Origin of the sequence: Natrarchaeobaculum aegyptiacum (genome assembly GCF_002156705.1) — an archaeon.
Classification (GTDB): domain Archaea; phylum Halobacteriota; class Halobacteria; order Halobacteriales; family Natrialbaceae; genus Natrarchaeobaculum; species Natrarchaeobaculum aegyptiacum.
Genome location: NZ_CP019893.1, coordinates 738,352 through 753,982 on the forward strand (window position 1 = coordinate 738,352; position 15,631 = coordinate 753,982).

The window sequence follows — 15,631 nt, forward strand, 5'->3', positions numbered from 1 at the left end:
GTATCACTGGATGAAGAGCGCGAGGGCGAGTGCGATGGTGAGCACGCCCGCCGCGACGTAGATGGTCAGTCCGATCCCGAGCTTGCCACCGGTCTTGCCGGGGGTGCGCTCGAGTCGGCGATCGTACCGGTCCTGCCAGCCGTCGGGAAGCAACCCGCGGATGGTCGTGCTCGGGTCGTGGGCGGCGTCGACCAGCGCCCACCCGGTGCCGACGACGGCCGCGTCGACGCGGTTGTAGATGCCGCCGATGCCGCCGGAGAGCCCCTTCGCGCCGTAGAACGCGAGCGGGTCGTGAGCCCGGTCGACGTCTTTGCCGCCGTGGAACGAATCGAGCAGCGGCTTCGAGACGACGAACACCAGCAGGCCACCGGCAGCGAGAACGCCGGCTTTCGTGAACTGGTACATCGAGTACGGCTCGACCCCCCAGACGTCACCGAAGGGAATGATCGCGTACAGCGCCGGGTAGTACAGCCCGAAGCCGATACAGCCTGCCGCAACGCCACCGGTAACGATGGTGTGGCCCCAGTCGGCGTCGGGCATCGAAACCGGCTCGCCGTCGAGGAAGGCGTAGTAGCCGAACTTGATGAACGACGCGTAGGTGCCGACGCTGCCGAGGTAGAGCATCCACTCGAGCGTGGTGAGGTCGGCGGCGATGACGGCGTCGGTGAGCATTCCCTTGCTGATGAAGCCGTTGAAGCCGGGAAAGCCCGAAATCGAGAGCGCGCCGACGAGGAAGGCCCCGAGCGCGACGGGCGCGGTGGCGCCGACCGCGCCGAACTTGTCGAGACTCTCCTTGCCGATCTTGATGATGATGATCCCTGCGGCCATGAACAGCAGGCCCTTGTAGAGGATGTGGTTGAACAGGTGGGCGAAGCCGCCGGCGACGCCGAGTTGCGTGCCGACGCCGATGCCGACGAGCATGAAGCCGACCTGTCCCTGGATGTGATAGGAGAGCAGCCGACGCATGTCCTTCTGGGCGAGCGCGAACGCCGCTCCGTAGATCGCCATCGCCCCGCCCATGTACGCCAGGTAGAGGTTCTCCTCCGGGAACGCCCGGTAGGAGGCGTAGACGGCCGTCTTGGTCGTATAACAGGCGAGGAAGACCGAGGTCGCGACGTGCGGGCTCGGGTAGGTGTCGGGCAGCCAGGCGTGCAAGCCGATGATCGCGGCGTTCAGGCCGATACCGAGCCCCATCAAGGCGGCGACGACGGAGATGGTCGTCCCGCCGACGGGCACTTCGAGGCCGGCGACGTTGGTCTCGGTGAAGTGGAGTGCAGTCGCACCGCCGTCGGTCCCGTAGAACAGGTAGAGGACGATGCCGGCGAGCAGGAGGCTGCCGCCGATGGCGTGAGCCAGCGCGTAGCGGTAGCCCGTTCGGATCGAGCGGCCGCCGGAGAGCCAGATGAAGACGGTGCTGGCGATGGCCATCGCCTCCCAGCCGACGATCAGCGCGAGCCAGTCACCGACCATGACCGTCCACAGCGAGGCCGTGACGTAGCCCAGTCCCCACATCAGGTGGCGATTCGTCGTGTCGGCGAAGTAGGCATAGGAGACCGCGAACGCGCCGAACGCGCCGAAGATGATCGCCATTAGTCGGGAGAACTGGTCGACCTCGACCAGAAGCAACTCGAAGCCCATGAACGTCGCGGTCGGGCCGACCCCGCTCTCGACGACGAGTGCCCAGGCGACGACCGCGACCAGCGCGACCGTCGCCAGCCCGTGGGCGAGTCGTCGCGAGAGCAGGGGTGTCACCAGGAGTGCGACGGCGACGAGCAGGGCTGGCGGCACCGAGAGGAGCAACTCGTTCATCAGTCACCCACCTCCCAGGCAGCCTCGGCGATTCCCTCGATGAGGTCGAAAAAGACCATCGAGTCGGGGGCGATACCGAACAGCACTACGAGTGTTGCCGTCGTCATCAGTGGAACGAGCATGAACGCTGTCGTCTCTCGAAGGCGGCCACCGGGTCGATCCCAGCCGTCGCTCGGTGGGAGTTCGACGTGGCCGTGACCGTGGCCGTGGTCGTCGGTGTCGTGACCATCGTGGTCACCGTCGTCGTAGTCGTCGACGTCTTCGACGTGATCTTCCTCGGCGTCGGCGCCGTGGTGATCTTCGTCCTCGTCGTGGTCGTGGTCGTCGCCGCCGTCGGGAACGCCGCCGTCGGAACGGTACTCACGCGAGGCCTCGGGCACGCCACCGAATGGGTGCTCGAGGACGGGCTTGCCACCGTGGTCTCGAGCGGTCTCGAAGAAGGCCGTGAAGATGATCGGCCAGAAGTACGCGACGTTGAGCGCACCGGAGGCGATCAGGACGGCCGGGACGAGGAGGGTGCCAGCTTCGGCACCTCCCCAGAGGAGGTGCCACTTGCTGACGAAACCGGCGAGGATCGGGATGCCGGCCATGCTGAAACTCGCCAGTGTGAACGCACTCATCGTCACGGGCATCCGCCTCGCGATCCCCGGCATCTCGCTGATGTACTTCACCTCGAGCTGGACGTACAGTGCCCCGGCACAGAGGAACAGCGTCAGCTTCGCGAACGCGTGGGCGGGGATGTGCAGGAGTCCGCCCATCAGCGCCTCGGGGGCCAGCAGCGCCATCCCCAGCACGATGTAGGAAAGCTGGGCGATCGTCGAGTACGCCAGTCTGGCCTTGAGGTTGTCCTGACGGAGCGCGAACAGGCTCGCGATGATGATCGTCGCGCCCGCGAGGATCGCGAGTGGGACGCCCATCCCGATCTCCTGGACGGTTCCGGGCCCGAAGACGTCGATGACGGTCCGGGCGACGCCGAACGCGCCGGCCTTGACGACCGCGACCGCGTGGAGCAGGCCGGAGACGGGCGTCGGCGCGACCATCGCACTCGGCAGCCAGGCGTGGACCGGCATGACGCCGGCTTTCACCATGAAGCCGCCAGCGAGCAGGGCGAACGCCCCGCGGGCGGCCCACGGATCTTCGGACGCGACGGTTGCGAGTCCCTCGATGCCACCGCGGGTGAAGGTCATGTCACCGGCGAGCCAGAAGACCGCGACCATCCCACCGAAGACGGCGAGCCCGCCCGAGAGGGCGTACGCGAGGTACTTGTAGCCCGAGACGCGCGCCTCGCGGGACTCGTCGTGGGCGACCAGCGGGTAGGTCGCGAGCGTCAGGACCTCGTAGAAGACGAGGAGAACGAAGATGTTCGACGCGAACGCGACGCCCAGTGCCGCGCCCACGCTCGCACACAGCATCGCGAAAAAGCGCGTCTGGAACGGCTCGTGGTGGCCGCGCATGTAGCCGATGCTGTAGAGCGCGGTGAGGACGTAGAGGCCACTCGAGACGAGCGCGAACACCATCCCGAGGGCGTCGGCCCGGAGCACGAGGTCGATCGCCGAATCGTCCCAGCCGACGAGCGTCCCGAAGTTGGTCTCGTAGACGGTCCCCTCGAGGACGCCCGGCACCATACTGGCGACGATGGCGAACATCGAGAGGGCCGCGAGGATCGACCAGACTTCCCGGACGTTCGGCCGGTTCCGTGAGAGGAAGATGAGCGCGACCGCGACGATGGGGACGAACAGGACCGCACCCGGTCTGACGTCCGGGACGGTCGTCGCGCTCGCGAGGAGGAACTCAGTCATCGCTCTCACCTCCAGATCCGCCACCGGTGTTCGCCGACGTCGTATCGTCGGCGGCGATCGCGGCCTCGATCTCGCGGGTGTCTAACGTGCCGAACTCCGCGTAGAGCCGGATCGTCAGCGCAAGCGCCAGCGCAGTGAGCGCGACCCCGACGACGATGGCAGTCAGCACGAGCACGTGCATCAGCGGATTGGCGTGTGGTGCGTCGAACCCGTCGGCGAGGATCGGCGGGCTCGCCCCGTCGACGTAGCCGATGGTGACGAGCATCAGGTAGACCGCGATCTGTGCGAAGTTGAGCCCGATGATCTTCTTGATCAGGTTCGGGTCGTCGATCATCATGTAGAGCCCGATCAGGAAGAGCGCGAACGACGTGAAGTAGTAGTGGTAGGCACCGATCTCGAATGGAATCATATCGAATCACCTCCCTCGCCGAAACCAGCGGCGAGCCAGACGAACAGGCCGATGATCACGCCGGCGACGAGCGCGGCGATCGCGACCTCGACCAGCTTGACCATGTCCTCGACGGTGAGTGGGAAGACGAACAGCTCGAGCACGTCGCCACCGAGGACGACGGCCCCGAACGCGACGACCCCGAAGATGCCGGCTCCGAGGACGAACAGCCCGGCGAGCGCCCGCTCGTCGAGCCACTCTCGCGTCGGCCCGAAACCGAACGCCATGGCGACGAGGACGACCGTCGAGGCCATCACGACGCCGCCCTGGAACGCCCCGCCCGGGAGACTCGTCCCGAACAGAGTCAGGTAGATCCCGAAGGCGACGACGAACGGCGTGATCGTCCGCGACGCGGTCGTCACGACGGGACTTTCGGTGACGTCGGTCAGGCGCTCTAAATCGTCGGCGTCCGCGACGTCGGCGGTCGAGGGGTTCTCCGCCGCGTCGACGCCGTCGTCTCCGCCGTCTCCGTCGGCGGTCGACTCTTCCTCGGTCTCGGACTCCGTGTTGGTTCGGCGGTCCGGCCCCGTCATAGGATGTCCTCCCGTTTCAGTACGACCAGAATGCTCACCGCTGCGGCGAACGCGACGATGAGTTCACCCAGCGTGTCCAGCCCACGATACACGACGAGGACGGCCACGACGGCGTTCGGGAATCCGGCGTCCTCGAGAGTCTCGGCCATGTAGTAGCCGTAGGGCGTCTGCTCGCCGCCCTCGCCGAAGTAGGTCTCTGAGACCGCAGGTGCGTCGACTGCACCGACGGGGTCGAGCGCGAGGAAGGCGTATCCAAGCGGGACCGCCAGCGCGCCGACCATCACGAGTGCGGGGACGTTGAGAGAGCGCAGCGCTCCCTTCTCGTCGGCGTCTTCGGGCCCGCTCCCCCTGATACCGACGGTCTTCTTGACCGTGATCATAAACAGCACGGAGGTGACTCCCGCGCCGACGGCCGCCTCGATCAGCGCCACGTCGGGTGCTGCGAGCAGCACCCAGATGACGGCGATGCCGAGTGTGAGACCTGCGAACGTGACGATGGCACCGACGACGTCCCGGGCGAACGCGACGAACAGCGCACCGATCACGACGAACGCGATCAGTGCGAGCTCGAGCCAGATCATCGCGATCCCTCCTCGCGGTCGTCGGCCGTCCAGACGTCGATACCCCGGCTGTAGGCCGCCCGGGTGATGGCGTGGGCGGCCGTCGGATTGGTGTAGTAGATGAACACGATCAGCAGTGCCGCTCGAAGGATCTCACCTGCGGTGCCGAAGTAGATCGCGACGGCGAGGATCGAGAACCCGGCACCGAGCGTGTCGGCTTTGGTCGCCGCGTGTGAGCGGCTGTAGACGTCGGGGAGTCGGAGCATCCCGACCGCGGCGACGAACGTGAAGAAGACGCCGATCGCGGCGAAGACGATCACGAAGGCGGTGACGATCATCGCCAGGACACCCCCTCGGAGTCGTAGGTGAACCGGCCGACGACGAGGCTCAACACGAAGTTGAGCAACGCGTAGACGATCGCGATGTCGAGGTACTCCGGCCGATCGAGGCCGGCAGCGATCAACGCCAGCACCATCACGATCGAGGTCCCGATGACGTTGACCGCGACGACCCGGTCGTGCGTCGTTGGTCCGGCGATCACCCGGTAGAGAACGACCGCCGCGATGAGGACGACGACCGCTGCGGCCGCGAGCAGCGCAGTGGCTGCGAGGTCAGTCATCGGACACCTCCGCTGGATTGCCCGCTGGCTCACTCGAGTCGGTGGCGTCACTCGCCGACTCGTCGTCCGCGGCCGCCTCGATTCCACCGTCGGTCGCGACCGCGCTCGAGGGCTCGGCGTCCGGACCGACAAGCGGCGTAACGTCGCCTCGAGCCGCCGGACCGTCGAGTGAGAGCGCATCGCGACCGTAGAAGAGGAATCGAACGGCCCGTTCGTGGACACCCTCGAAGAGGTCCTCCTGTGCGCTGGCGTTGAGTGAGTGAACGAGCAGGTGGTGGCCGTCGGCGTCGACGGTCAGGGTTCCCGGTGTCAGGGTGATGCTGTTGGCGAAGGAGGTCACGGAGAGCCCGCTCCCCACGGCGGCCTCGACGCTGTCGAGTCGCGGGTCGATCGGCAAACTGGGGTGCAATACCACGTACGCGAACAACACGTTCGCCTTCGTGATCTCCCAGAGCATGTAGGGGACGAAGACGAGCCCACGTCCGAAGACCCGCAAGACTGGCCCGAGATGGGGCGTCGTCTCGAAGGCGACGTTTCGCAACAGGGCGGCAGCGATGATCGCCGTGACGACCCCCGAAGCCAGCGCGAACGTGTAGGTCGGACCACCGAGTGCAACGTAGAACACGAAGGCGACGACGCCAATCACGCCGGCGCGGACGAGTTCGCCCGCCGTCAGCCCTCGGTCGTCGTCGACCGGCGCTTCCTCGATGTCGATGTCGATGTCGGCGACCATCGACTCGAGCGATTGCAAGGTCGGTGCCGTCGCGTCGAACGAGTAGTTCGGGTCGAGAACCACCCTGTCGAGGTCGTGAGCACGTCCGTACTCGAGGTAGCGTTCGACGTGTTCCGCCGGGGTCGCGAGGTATCGATCGGTACCGATGATCGCCGTGGTGATCGAGGCGTCGTCGGCTGCGGCCTCACGCGCCCGGCGTTCCGCTCGCTCGACGACGTCCCGATCGCGAGCTGGTGGATCGCCGACGTGGTGGCCGGAGACGGTTCGAACCAGGTGGATCGGACACCCACCAGTTTCTCGCGAGCGCGCGACCGCATGTGAGACCGTCTCCTCGAGCGTCTGGGTCGGTGCGACCGGTACCAGGATTCCGCCCCCGTCGTCGGTCATGTTGGCCACCTCCGTATCGGCGTGCCGCTGGCGGCGTCCGGGCGTCGGACTCGAGAACAGAAATCCGCCGACGCCGGCGCTCGGCCCGCCAGGGACACCCCGTGGAGTGGCCGTCGTGTGATACTCATGTCTCTCGTCTCGTTAGTCGACCCATGCGGGACCCGTAGGAAAACTATTTCGTTATCCGCCAGACGGCCCGGAGATTCGGTATAATGCCTCGTATCTATCGTGTTCGTTCCCGTTCGTTTTGCATTTTCTGACTCGGGACAACATTCGTCCGGATACGTATCTGGCCGCGACTGAATCAGCCGCGAACTGGGTGACACAGCCTCGATTCGGCGACGAGACGTTTATCCGGACCACAAGTTTTACAACCTAGCTTTCAGAAGAGAAAGCTGAGTTTATGAGTCAGCAAGAGACAGTTTCGGATCGCTTCGCACTCGCACGAGAGCACGTGACGCCGCTGCAGGCTGCCAGCGGGCTCGCCTTCGGCGCAGCCATCGCGTTCGCGCTGGTGTTCGTTCAGGAACCGCTCGTTCACGATGCGATGCACAATTTCCGCCACGCAGCGGGGATCGCCTGTCACTGACGATGATCGCGGACTACCTCCAGCGCGGCGTCTTCTCGGGAATCGTCGCCGGACTGGCCTACGGCCTCTATATGGTGTACGTGGGCAACCCGTTCAGCCAGTATCTCCACGACGTCGGGCACGACCACGGACACGACGACGGCCACGGCGACGACCACGGACACGACGACGGCCACGGACACGACGACGGCCACGGACACGACGACGGCCACGGACACGACGACGGCCACGGACACGACGACGGCCACGGACACGACGACGGCCACGGCGACGACCACGGTCACGCCCACAGTGACGATCACGGCGCCATCGATCACGCTCACGGCCACGACCACAGCCACGCCGTCTCCGAGACGACGAATTTTATCGTCAGCGCCGGCAGCGGCGTCCTCTGGGCGATCCTGCTCGGCGGCATCTTCGCCATCGCGCTGTACCTCCTCGAGCCCGCTCTGCCCGGCCGGGACGGCGTCAAATCCTACGTGCTCGCCGGCGCGGGCTTCTTTTCGGTCTCGGCCGTTCCGTGGCTGGTGCTTCCGCCAGCCGCACCGGGTGCCGAAAACACGCTCGGGATCGACGCGCGACTCGGGATCTACGTCGGTCTCGTCGCCCTCGGAGTCGTCGTCTCTGCGCTCGCGATCACGGCGTTCAAGCGACTCTCGAGTCGTCACCTCGGCCTCGGATTGCTCGGCGGGGCCGTCCCGATCCTCGCCGTCGTGATCGTGCTTCCGCTCGCGACACCGACCATCGTCTCCCACCCCGACCTCTCGAGTGAGGTCGTCACCGTCTACCAGGCGACTGCGGCGTTCAGTCAGGCCGGCATCTGGCTCCTGATCGCCGGCTCGTTCAACTGGTTCCAGCGCCGCGCCGGGCTGTTCGAGTCGAGGACCGACCGCGAGGAGTTACTTGCGAGTCCGTAAACAAATGACCGAGATCACGAGACAGACGTCATGAAGGACCGAACCGACCAGCAACGAGAGCGACTCGAGGCGTTCGTCTTCGTCTGTACGAACGAGCGCGACTCGGAGTACGCCTGCTGTGGCGACGTCGGTGCCGACGAGACCCTCGCGGCGATCAAAGACTGGCTCCGGGAGCGCAACGCCTTCTGGTCGCCGGTCGGCGTCTCGACGACCGGGTGTCTCGGCCTCTGCAGTGAGGGCGGGACCGCGATCACGATCCAACCGGAGGACGTGTGGTACTCCGACATCACTCCCGAGGAGGTTCCCGACCTGCTCGCCGAGGCGTTCGGCCCGGACGCCGATCGGATCGCCACGACGCGATCGACACCCTGACTGCAGTAGCCGAGGGGCGGACGATTTTTGTCCCCTCCCCGTCGACGAGACCGCGGACGACACCGGTGACGTGACTCTCGAGGTGGTCGAATCGTTCCCGACGACCGAGGGGCCAAACGGCGAGAAGGTGCAGAAAACCGAACTGCGAAATCGGGTCGTCGATCGCTTCTGACGACCGAGACCCGCTGCAGTCAGTGCTGTTCGTCGTAGCTGAGTGCTGTGTCGCCGCTCTCGGTATCGGGAACCTGAAGCCCACCACCCGCACGCGCACTGAGTTCTCGCTGTGGATACGGGATACCGATTTCCTCCCGGTCGTACGCCGCTTTGAGTTCGTGGATCACCGACTGGATCGTCGTCCACTTCCGGTGGGCGTTTGGCTGGCGAATCCAGAACCGACACTCGAGTGTGATCGCCGAGTCGCCGAACGTCGTGGGGATGACCTTCGGTCTGGGCGCCGGGGAGACGTCGTCGACCGACTCCATCGCCTCGATGGCGACCTCCTCTGCGTGTTCGAGGTCCGTCTCGTAGTCGACGCCAACCTCGAGGGTGAGCCGGAGCCGGTCACGCTTGCTCCGGTTGACGACGGTCGCACTCGAGACCTCGTCGTTCGGCAGGACGATCGTCTCGCCGTCGAAACTGCGGAGTCGCGTGTTGATGATAGTGATGTCGACGACCATCCCCTCGAACTCGCCGATTTCGACCCAGTCGCCGATCTCGAACGGGCGGGAGAACATCAGGACGAAGCCGGCGATGAGCGATCCGAGGGTCTGCTGGGCGGCCATTCCCATGACGATTCCGAGGAATCCAGCCCCGACGAGCAAGCCGCCGAGATCGACGCCCCACAGCGAAATCGCCGAGAGCCCAACCGCGACGAAGATCGTCACCTGCAGGACCCGGAAGACGACCCCCTCCTGATGGGCCGTAACGTAGTTGGCGTCGGCGAGCCAGTCGTCCAGTCGCTCCTCGAGGTAGCGCGTGCCGACGACCGCACCGCCGAGCAGCCCCACAGTCAGGAAGATTCGCAGGGCGTAGGGCACCGCCGCCGCGAGGACCGAGAGGATCGTCGCCGCTACCTCGAGGTATCCCCAGACGACCAGTCCGACGAGTGCCGCGGCGAGCAGGATCGCCGACTGGATCGTCCGGATTACCGCCCGCATCGGAAACGGGACGCTGAGCAGGTCGTCGATCGTCTCGAGAAGCGAACCGGCCTCGCTCGCTTCGAGGCGTCGACCGACGTGGTGGACGACTCGGCGGACGACGACGGGAATGAGGACGAAGCCGATCACCAGTGTCGCGAGGACGACGGTAGCCGTGACCAGGAGCCGGGCCTCGGTGGTCGTGACGCTCTCGAGTGTGGCACCGATCGCTGCCGTGTGTTCGTTCACCGGATTCGAATCGCGTGGTCTCGCTCAAGAACGTACTGGCCAACGACGCATATCGGCTGTACACACCTCACCGCAGTCGCCCGACGAGTCGTGAGGTCGGTGTCGAGTGGTACGTCGATCACTCGGTGGCCGCTTGCGCGAGGTCGAAACACTCCTCTGCGAACCGGACGATCGACGTCGAGAGATCGACTTCCGTCGAGATCACCAGCCCGCTCGAGTCAGAAACCGGGATGAAGATCAACAGCGCCTCGTCGAACCGCCGAACGGAGTACTGGAAGTCTCCGACGTCGTAGATCCCCTCGAAGAAACTGACGTTCAACAGGTTCGACATCCGTTCGACGCTCATCCGCTCGAACTCCGATTCGGTGTAGAGCCCGGCGACGTCGTCGCGGATGTACAGCGACGCATACTCGGTGCTGTCGAAGTAATCGACCGCGCGCAGGTCGTCTCCGAGGTCGTCGCGAGCGTAGGCGACGACCTCGCCGTAGGTCGAATCGGGGTCGGTCATACTCGAAACTCCGCGTGGAAGGACTATTACTCTGGTGTCTCAGCACGTCTCTCCCACTCGAGCGCTCAGCGGACGAACCGGTCTTTGACGGGTCTGCTGGCAGGACGCCGCGCGGTCACTCGGGCCGTTTGATGTGGAACGGCAGCCCCTCGACGCCGTCGCGCTGGAAGGAGTCGATAGCGGCGTTTACCTCGTGATACTCGAGAATGTTCTCCTGGATCATCCGCTCGATGATGTCGGCGCGGAAGCGCAGGTCGTCGTAGATGTCCCGCGTGTCGGCGTAGCCAAGCAGGGTCGCGATCTGTTCTTCGAGCACGTAGGAGTTGTTCATCCCCTGGAAGACGATCTCGTCTTCGACGGGGTCCCAGTAGAACACCTGTCGGGTGACGACCCCGTCCATCTCCTCGGAGTAGCCCTCGATCTCCTGAACCGACGTCACGCGACGGAGGACGTCGTCGCCCTGTTTGACCCGGTTCTGGAACAGCGCCACGTCGGCGTTGTCCATGAACGTCTCGGGGACGTTGATGGGGTCACCGGTAAATCGCTGGATCATCGAGACGATGTCGCTCGCGTGGAACGTCAGCATCACTGGATGGCCGGTCTGGGCCGCCTGGAACGCCATCCGACCCTCCTCACCACGAACCTCACCCACGACGATGTATTCGGGACGGGACCGCAGCGCGGCCTCGACGAGGTTGAACATGTCGACGTCCGCGCTGTCTTCACTCCGGCTCTCTCGAGTCAGCAGCTGCTGCCAGGTGTCGTGTGGCGGCAGCACCTCTGCGGTGTCTTCTGCGGTGTAGATCTTCGAATCCCGCGGGATGAACGACATGATGCTGTTGAGCGTCGTCGTCTTCCCGGACGCCGTCTCGCCGACGACGAACACCGTTCGCTCGTTCTCGAGACAGAGCCAGAGGTAGGCAGCCAGTTCGGGCGAGAGCGTCCCCCAGTTCGTAATCTGACACACCGACAGCGGCACCTCGTCACCCTGACGGATCGTCAGCGAGGGCCCTTTGACACTCACGTCGTCGCTGTAGATGACGTTCAGACGCGAGCCGTCCGGCAGCGTCGAGTCGATGATCGGCTCGGCGTCGGTCATCGGGTTGCCGATCCGCTCACCCATGTTCGAGAGCCAGTTGTCGAACTCTTCGGGCGTCCCGAAGTCAACCGTCGTCTCGATCAGGCCGTAGACGCCGTGATCGACGTAACACTCGCTCGGACCGATCACGTGAATGTCCTCGTTCGCCGGGTCACGCATGACCGGTTCCAGCGGCCCGAGTCCGACGATGTCACGGTTCAGGCGATACCGGAGGTTCTCGTACGTTTCCCTCGAGACTTCCTGGATGTTCGGATGAAACTTGATCTTCAGTTGCTCGACGATGTTCTCGACGTCGTCGCCCTTGATGTGGGTCGTTTCGTCGAGCAGTTCTTCGATCCGGTCGTCGTACTCCGCTTCCTTCTCGGGTGCTTTCTTCGTCGCGCTCTTTCGCAACAGCGAGTCTTTGACCTTCTCGAAGACGAGGTGTTCTTCCTCCGAGAGCGTCGGTTCGACGGCGAAGTACTGCATCTTCGTCCCGACGTCGCCGTAGATGTGACTGTAGATCGGCCCACCGACCGGATACAGGATGTTGGGGTGGGGCGATTCGTACTCGGCAGTCGGCTCGTCGACCAGAACTGGAAACTCACCGGTGATCTGCCTGAACTTCTTCAGGTGCTCACGCAGGTGTGGTCGACGTGCCGCCAGTTCCTGAAGCTCGTCCGACGGCTTCGGCGTCCCCATCTCGGTCATGCCCAGACCACCGTCCTAGGCGACGCTACGGTTCTCGATCACGATACCAACGCCGGACCGAACCGAGTACCCGATTCGATCACCGACCTGTTCACCCATGCCCGCAAACCGCTTGATAAACAGCTGCCGACGAACGTCGTTACCGACCTCGATCATCTCGAGTTCGATGTAGACGTCGGCGATCGAGCGGAACGGTCCGATCGCCTCCTCGCCGACCGTCGAGGGGTCGACCGTCAGGATCACGACTTTCCCCTGCGAGATGACGTTCCGCAGGAACGAGATGATCTCGAGGGCCGCCTGCCGTTCCTCGTTCTCCCGGACGAGCGCCTCGAATTTCGGATCGTTCCGGAGGATGGCGTCGAAGGTGTCGATGATAATGACGTCCGCAGACCAGATGGTTTCGGCCTCCATCAGGTCAGTCAACAGGTCCTGCCGTTGCGTGTCCCCATCGGAACTGAAGACGCCGCCGCTGTCCAGGTCACCGTGCAAGAACAGCAGATTCTCGAACAGCAGGTGTTCTTCGACGTTGTAGTTCAGCGAGTCCATCTGCTCTAAAAAGCCCTTGACCTCGAGTTCCGTCGAGAGGAACGTGACGGACTTCCCGGTTTCACACAGCCCGTAGGTAAAGCGCTGAGAGAGGGCACTCTTCCCGGCACCGTAATCGCCCTCCATGAGGACGATACTGCCGCTGGGAATACCGCCCCCGAGTTCCTTGTTCAGCCGATCCCGGTCGTCGAGTCCGATGGGGAAGATGTTCCGAAGGTTCTTGTTTGCCATCGCAGTCACCTCCGATCAGCGTGGTCGTCCGGCGCGAGCAATGACTGGATCAGATCGATCTGCCACGGCTCGAGTGCGGAGTCGTCGGTTCGGTCGACGAGCGGTTTGACGTACTCTTCGCGAAGCCGCTCGAGCTGTTCGTCCTCTGCAGCACCGAGTAACGACGTGACGAGCTCGGGGTGGTGAGACTGGTCACGCCGGTCGATTCCGTCCTCGGCGTCTCGGGTCGTCCGGAGTTCGACCCCGGATTCCGAGAGAACGATGTCGGGATCGACCCAGATCATCCGGCCACCGTCGGCGTCGACCCCGCCGGCCGAGACGGTCGGTGCGGACTGAACGGCTCCAGCACCCGATGCGTCGGACTGATCGGTCGACCCGTCGCGTTCTTCGATCGCGATCTTCTGGGCCTGCGACCCGCCCGCCGTGGATCCGGTGGCAGATTCTGCGTCGTCGTCGGGACCTCCCTCGGCATCGGTTTCCTCTGCTGGGACGTCCCCTGCACCGGCGACTTCAGCACCCGTCGGCACGGTGTCGTCGACGCGGTCGTCGACGATCGGCCCTGTACGGGCAGCCGCCGGCGACGCGGGCTCGTCGTCGACGCCGGTGACGCCAGTCGTCTCGTCGTCGACGCCCGCGGTGGAAACGTCTTCGTCGTACTCGAGCTGGATCGGCGTCGACTCGGCGTCCGTTGCGTCGGCTGGCCCAGCTTCCTCGCCCTGGAGTCCCGTGGGGAGCTTCCGGGTCAGCCACTCGGCGTACGCTGGCTGATCTTTTGACGGCGTCGTGATCTGTTCGATCCACCAGAGGCTGCGGCCGTGATCGATACCGAGGTCGGACCTTGCCTCGAGTTCGTCGGCGTCTGGTCCTCCATTGAATCCGTTCAGGAGCGTCTGCAAGTAGTCGCCGACTGGCTCGCCGATCCAGGCGATCGACTGATAGAACTCGATCGTCCGGGCGGCTCCGTCGATCCCGGCCTCACCGACGAGGTAATCGAGCCAGTCCATCACCAGGAACTCGGTGTCGTACTCCGAAGGGACGGTGTCGAGGTACGGCCGGCCGCCGTCGTCCCACGGGGCGATTACGTCTGGCTCCCGTCTCACATCGCTGTCGTCGACCTGATCCGTTGTCGCCTCGACCTCGAGGTCGTCGTCGAACGACTCTGTATCGTCTCCGGTCTCTCCGTCGTCGGTCAGGTCGTCGTCGACCGCCTCGTCGGCGTCGAGTTCGTCGTCGAACGCGTCCGTCTCGGCGAAACCATCGTCGTCACTTTCGGCATCGACGTCGTCGCCCGTGTCGTCTTCATCCCACTCTGCGTCGCCGGACTCGAACTCCTCTTTCAGATCGTCGAACGAGACGTCACCGTCGTCGGCTGGGCCGTCGTCACCATCCTCGAGGTCGCCTCCGTCGTCCAGGTCGTCTTCGCCGTCCAGGTCGTCTGCGGCATCGAAGTCGTCCTCGAAGTCATCGTCGTCGTCGATGATACTTTCGTCGAGGAATGCCTCGGCTTCCGCGCTCGCGATGTCGTCGTCGATATCCTCTTCGTCCTCGACCGATTCGTCCGTGTCGAAGAGGCTGTGACCGTCGAAGTTCCCGGTTCCGGCTCCGGGACCGAAGTCGCTCATCGAGTCGTCCTCGACGAACGGATTGACTCCCTGGGTCACCATCTCGTAGACTTCGAGGAGTTTTCGGATGTTTTCCTCGATGTCGTCGAGCGATTCGCTGATCTCTTCGTTCTCGCTCTGGACGGTGTTGACGGTCGAGACGAGCGAACCGACCTCGTTTTCCATCTCCTCGACGCGCGATTTGATCTCGCTCGAGTACTGGTCGTCGCCGCCATCCATGCCGTCGAATCCGTCACCGCCGTCCATACCCTCGAGGGACATGTCTCCCGCGTCGTCCATCTCGCCGACGTCACCCATCTCGTCGAGTGACATGCCGCCGTCGTCGTCGAGAAACTCATCGTCATCGTCGCTGTCGCCGAAGATATCGTCGTCGCTTTCGGCACCGCCACCACCCGTTCCCCCACTACTGGCTCCGGGAAGCAACTCGTCTTCGCTGATACTGCCGGCGAGTTGGCCTTCGTCGTCGCTTCCGGAGCTACTCGATCCACCATCGTCGTCTCCCAGTATGTTACCGATTATGGACAGTAGCATTGTCAATTCGTGGTGTTTGGTGCGCTCGACGCCGATCCGAACGACATGCGAGCTTCCATCCGGGGAGCGCTCTCGCACGTCCGTTGCTGAGTCGACGCCGTGAACCGACCGCGGGCTCGCCGAACGTGCCGACGGAGGTACATCTGTGACCAGACGGACTGTCGACAGCGGCGAGTATTCATTCGTGACTACTAATTCGAAGCGCCGTATTAAGACATTTCGGCCACACGGGACGCGTGTCATCCCTCCGCAA

At 64.5% G+C, this 15,631-nt stretch carries 16 protein-coding genes; 3 read left to right on the forward strand and 13 right to left on the reverse strand.

Annotation, left to right across the window (positions count from 1 at the left end):
• Window positions 1-3: 3 nt before the first annotated feature.
• The 8 genes from B1756_RS03710 to B1756_RS03745 are packed head-to-tail and all read right to left on the reverse strand — an operon-like array spanning window position 4 to window position 6,888.
• Entirely contained in the window at window positions 4-1,809 is a 1,806-nt protein-coding gene (locus B1756_RS03710; RefSeq protein WP_086887333.1) for a Na(+)/H(+) antiporter subunit D, read from the reverse strand.
• Window positions 1,809-3,608, reverse strand: a complete 1,800-nt coding sequence (locus tag B1756_RS03715; RefSeq protein WP_086887334.1) for a proton-conducting transporter transmembrane domain-containing protein — start codon at window positions 3,606-3,608, stop codon at window positions 1,809-1,811. Before B1756_RS03715 ends, B1756_RS03710 begins: the two co-directional genes overlap by 1 nt.
• Entirely contained in the window at window positions 3,601-4,017 is a 417-nt protein-coding gene (locus B1756_RS03720) for a cation:proton antiporter subunit C (RefSeq protein ID WP_086887335.1), read from the reverse strand. Before B1756_RS03720 ends, B1756_RS03715 begins: the two co-directional genes overlap by 8 nt.
• Window positions 4,014-4,589, reverse strand: coding sequence for an MnhB domain-containing protein (locus tag B1756_RS03725; RefSeq protein WP_086887336.1), 576 nt, complete (start codon window positions 4,587-4,589; stop codon window positions 4,014-4,016). The genes B1756_RS03720 and B1756_RS03725 overlap by 4 nt, the downstream gene beginning before the upstream one ends.
• Complete coding sequence (locus B1756_RS03730) at window positions 4,586-5,170, reverse strand: DUF4040 domain-containing protein (RefSeq protein WP_086887337.1); 585 nt, start codon at window positions 5,168-5,170, stop codon at window positions 4,586-4,588. The genes B1756_RS03725 and B1756_RS03730 overlap by 4 nt, the downstream gene beginning before the upstream one ends.
• Window positions 5,167-5,487, reverse strand: coding sequence for a monovalent cation/H(+) antiporter subunit G (mnhG, locus tag B1756_RS03735; RefSeq protein ID WP_086887338.1), 321 nt, complete (start codon window positions 5,485-5,487; stop codon window positions 5,167-5,169). The genes B1756_RS03730 and mnhG overlap by 4 nt, the downstream gene beginning before the upstream one ends.
• Window positions 5,484-5,768, reverse strand: coding sequence for a cation:proton antiporter (locus tag B1756_RS03740; protein WP_086887339.1), 285 nt, complete (start codon window positions 5,766-5,768; stop codon window positions 5,484-5,486). The genes mnhG and B1756_RS03740 overlap by 4 nt, the downstream gene beginning before the upstream one ends.
• Window positions 5,761-6,888: a monovalent cation/H+ antiporter subunit E gene (locus tag B1756_RS03745; protein ID WP_086887340.1), complete on the reverse strand. Its 1,128-nt coding sequence runs from the start codon at window positions 6,886-6,888 to the stop codon at window positions 5,761-5,763. The genes B1756_RS03740 and B1756_RS03745 overlap by 8 nt, the downstream gene beginning before the upstream one ends.
• A 403-nt stretch (window positions 6,889-7,291) precedes the next feature.
• On the opposite strand from B1756_RS03745, the gene B1756_RS03750 reads away from it, so the two are divergent.
• Genes B1756_RS03750 through B1756_RS03760 form a run of 3 tightly spaced genes read left to right on the forward strand, consistent with a single transcriptional unit; the run spans window position 7,292 to window position 8,766 of the window.
• On the forward strand, window positions 7,292-7,477 hold the full coding sequence (locus B1756_RS03750) for a CbtB domain-containing protein (protein WP_086887341.1): 186 nt from the start codon (window positions 7,292-7,294) through the stop codon (window positions 7,475-7,477).
• Between the two features lie 2 nt (window positions 7,478-7,479).
• Window positions 7,480-8,394, forward strand: a complete 915-nt coding sequence (locus tag B1756_RS03755) for a CbtA family protein (protein WP_086887342.1) — start codon at window positions 7,480-7,482, stop codon at window positions 8,392-8,394.
• A 30-nt stretch (window positions 8,395-8,424) separates the two neighbouring features.
• Window positions 8,425-8,766 (forward strand): (2Fe-2S) ferredoxin domain-containing protein, encoded by a 342-nt coding sequence (locus B1756_RS03760; protein WP_086887343.1) that lies wholly within the window; start codon window positions 8,425-8,427, stop codon window positions 8,764-8,766.
• 191 nt (window positions 8,767-8,957) lie between these two features.
• Here B1756_RS03760 and B1756_RS03765 read toward each other — a convergent pair whose 3' ends face one another.
• The 5 genes from B1756_RS03765 to B1756_RS03785 form a co-directional block, all read right to left on the reverse strand.
• Window positions 8,958-10,151, reverse strand: coding sequence for a mechanosensitive ion channel family protein (locus B1756_RS03765; protein WP_086887344.1), 1,194 nt, complete (start codon window positions 10,149-10,151; stop codon window positions 8,958-8,960).
• A gap of 118 nt (window positions 10,152-10,269) precedes the next feature.
• Window positions 10,270-10,659, reverse strand: a complete 390-nt coding sequence (locus B1756_RS03770; protein WP_086887345.1) for a DUF7522 family protein — start codon at window positions 10,657-10,659, stop codon at window positions 10,270-10,272.
• A 115-nt stretch (window positions 10,660-10,774) separates the two neighbouring features.
• Entirely contained in the window at window positions 10,775-12,448 is a 1,674-nt protein-coding gene (locus B1756_RS03775; protein ID WP_086887346.1) for a type II/IV secretion system ATPase subunit, read from the reverse strand.
• Window positions 12,449-12,463: 15 nt separating this feature from the next.
• On the reverse strand, window positions 12,464-13,225 hold the full coding sequence (gene arlH, locus B1756_RS03780) for an archaellum protein ArlH (protein ID WP_086887347.1): 762 nt from the start codon (window positions 13,223-13,225) through the stop codon (window positions 12,464-12,466).
• A 5-nt stretch (window positions 13,226-13,230) separates the two neighbouring features.
• Window positions 13,231-15,378, reverse strand: a complete 2,148-nt coding sequence (locus B1756_RS03785) for a FlaD/FlaE family flagellar protein (RefSeq protein ID WP_086887348.1) — start codon at window positions 15,376-15,378, stop codon at window positions 13,231-13,233.
• Between the last annotated feature and the right edge of the window lie 253 nt (window positions 15,379-15,631).

Coding starts and splice junctions, on each gene's coding strand:
- B1756_RS03760 (WP_086887343.1), top strand. CDS start 8,425: ATGAAGGACCGAACCGACCAGCAACGAGAGCGACTCGAGGCGTTCGTC.
- arlH (WP_086887347.1), bottom strand. CDS start 13,225: ATGGCAAACAAGAACCTTCGGAACATCTTCCCCATCGGACTCGACGAC.
- mnhG (WP_086887338.1), bottom strand. CDS start 5,487: ATGATCGTCACCGCCTTCGTGATCGTCTTCGCCGCGATCGGCGTCTTC.
- B1756_RS03770 (WP_086887345.1), bottom strand. CDS start 10,659: ATGACCGACCCCGATTCGACCTACGGCGAGGTCGTCGCCTACGCTCGC.
- B1756_RS03715 (WP_086887334.1), bottom strand. CDS start 3,608: ATGACTGAGTTCCTCCTCGCGAGCGCGACGACCGTCCCGGACGTCAGA.
- B1756_RS03720 (WP_086887335.1), bottom strand. CDS start 4,017: ATGATTCCATTCGAGATCGGTGCCTACCACTACTACTTCACGTCGTTC.
- B1756_RS03775 (WP_086887346.1), bottom strand. CDS start 12,448: ATGACCGAGATGGGGACGCCGAAGCCGTCGGACGAGCTTCAGGAACTG.
- B1756_RS03745 (WP_086887340.1), bottom strand. CDS start 6,888: ATGACCGACGACGGGGGCGGAATCCTGGTACCGGTCGCACCGACCCAG.
- B1756_RS03755 (WP_086887342.1), top strand. CDS start 7,480: ATGATCGCGGACTACCTCCAGCGCGGCGTCTTCTCGGGAATCGTCGCC.
- B1756_RS03725 (WP_086887336.1), bottom strand. CDS start 4,589: ATGACGGGGCCGGACCGCCGAACCAACACGGAGTCCGAGACCGAGGAA.
- B1756_RS03740 (WP_086887339.1), bottom strand. CDS start 5,768: ATGACTGACCTCGCAGCCACTGCGCTGCTCGCGGCCGCAGCGGTCGTC.
- B1756_RS03750 (WP_086887341.1), top strand. CDS start 7,292: ATGAGTCAGCAAGAGACAGTTTCGGATCGCTTCGCACTCGCACGAGAG.
- B1756_RS03785 (WP_086887348.1), bottom strand. CDS start 15,378: ATGCTACTGTCCATAATCGGTAACATACTGGGAGACGACGATGGTGGA.
- B1756_RS03710 (WP_086887333.1), bottom strand. CDS start 1,809: ATGAACGAGTTGCTCCTCTCGGTGCCGCCAGCCCTGCTCGTCGCCGTC.
- B1756_RS03730 (WP_086887337.1), bottom strand. CDS start 5,170: ATGATCTGGCTCGAGCTCGCACTGATCGCGTTCGTCGTGATCGGTGCG.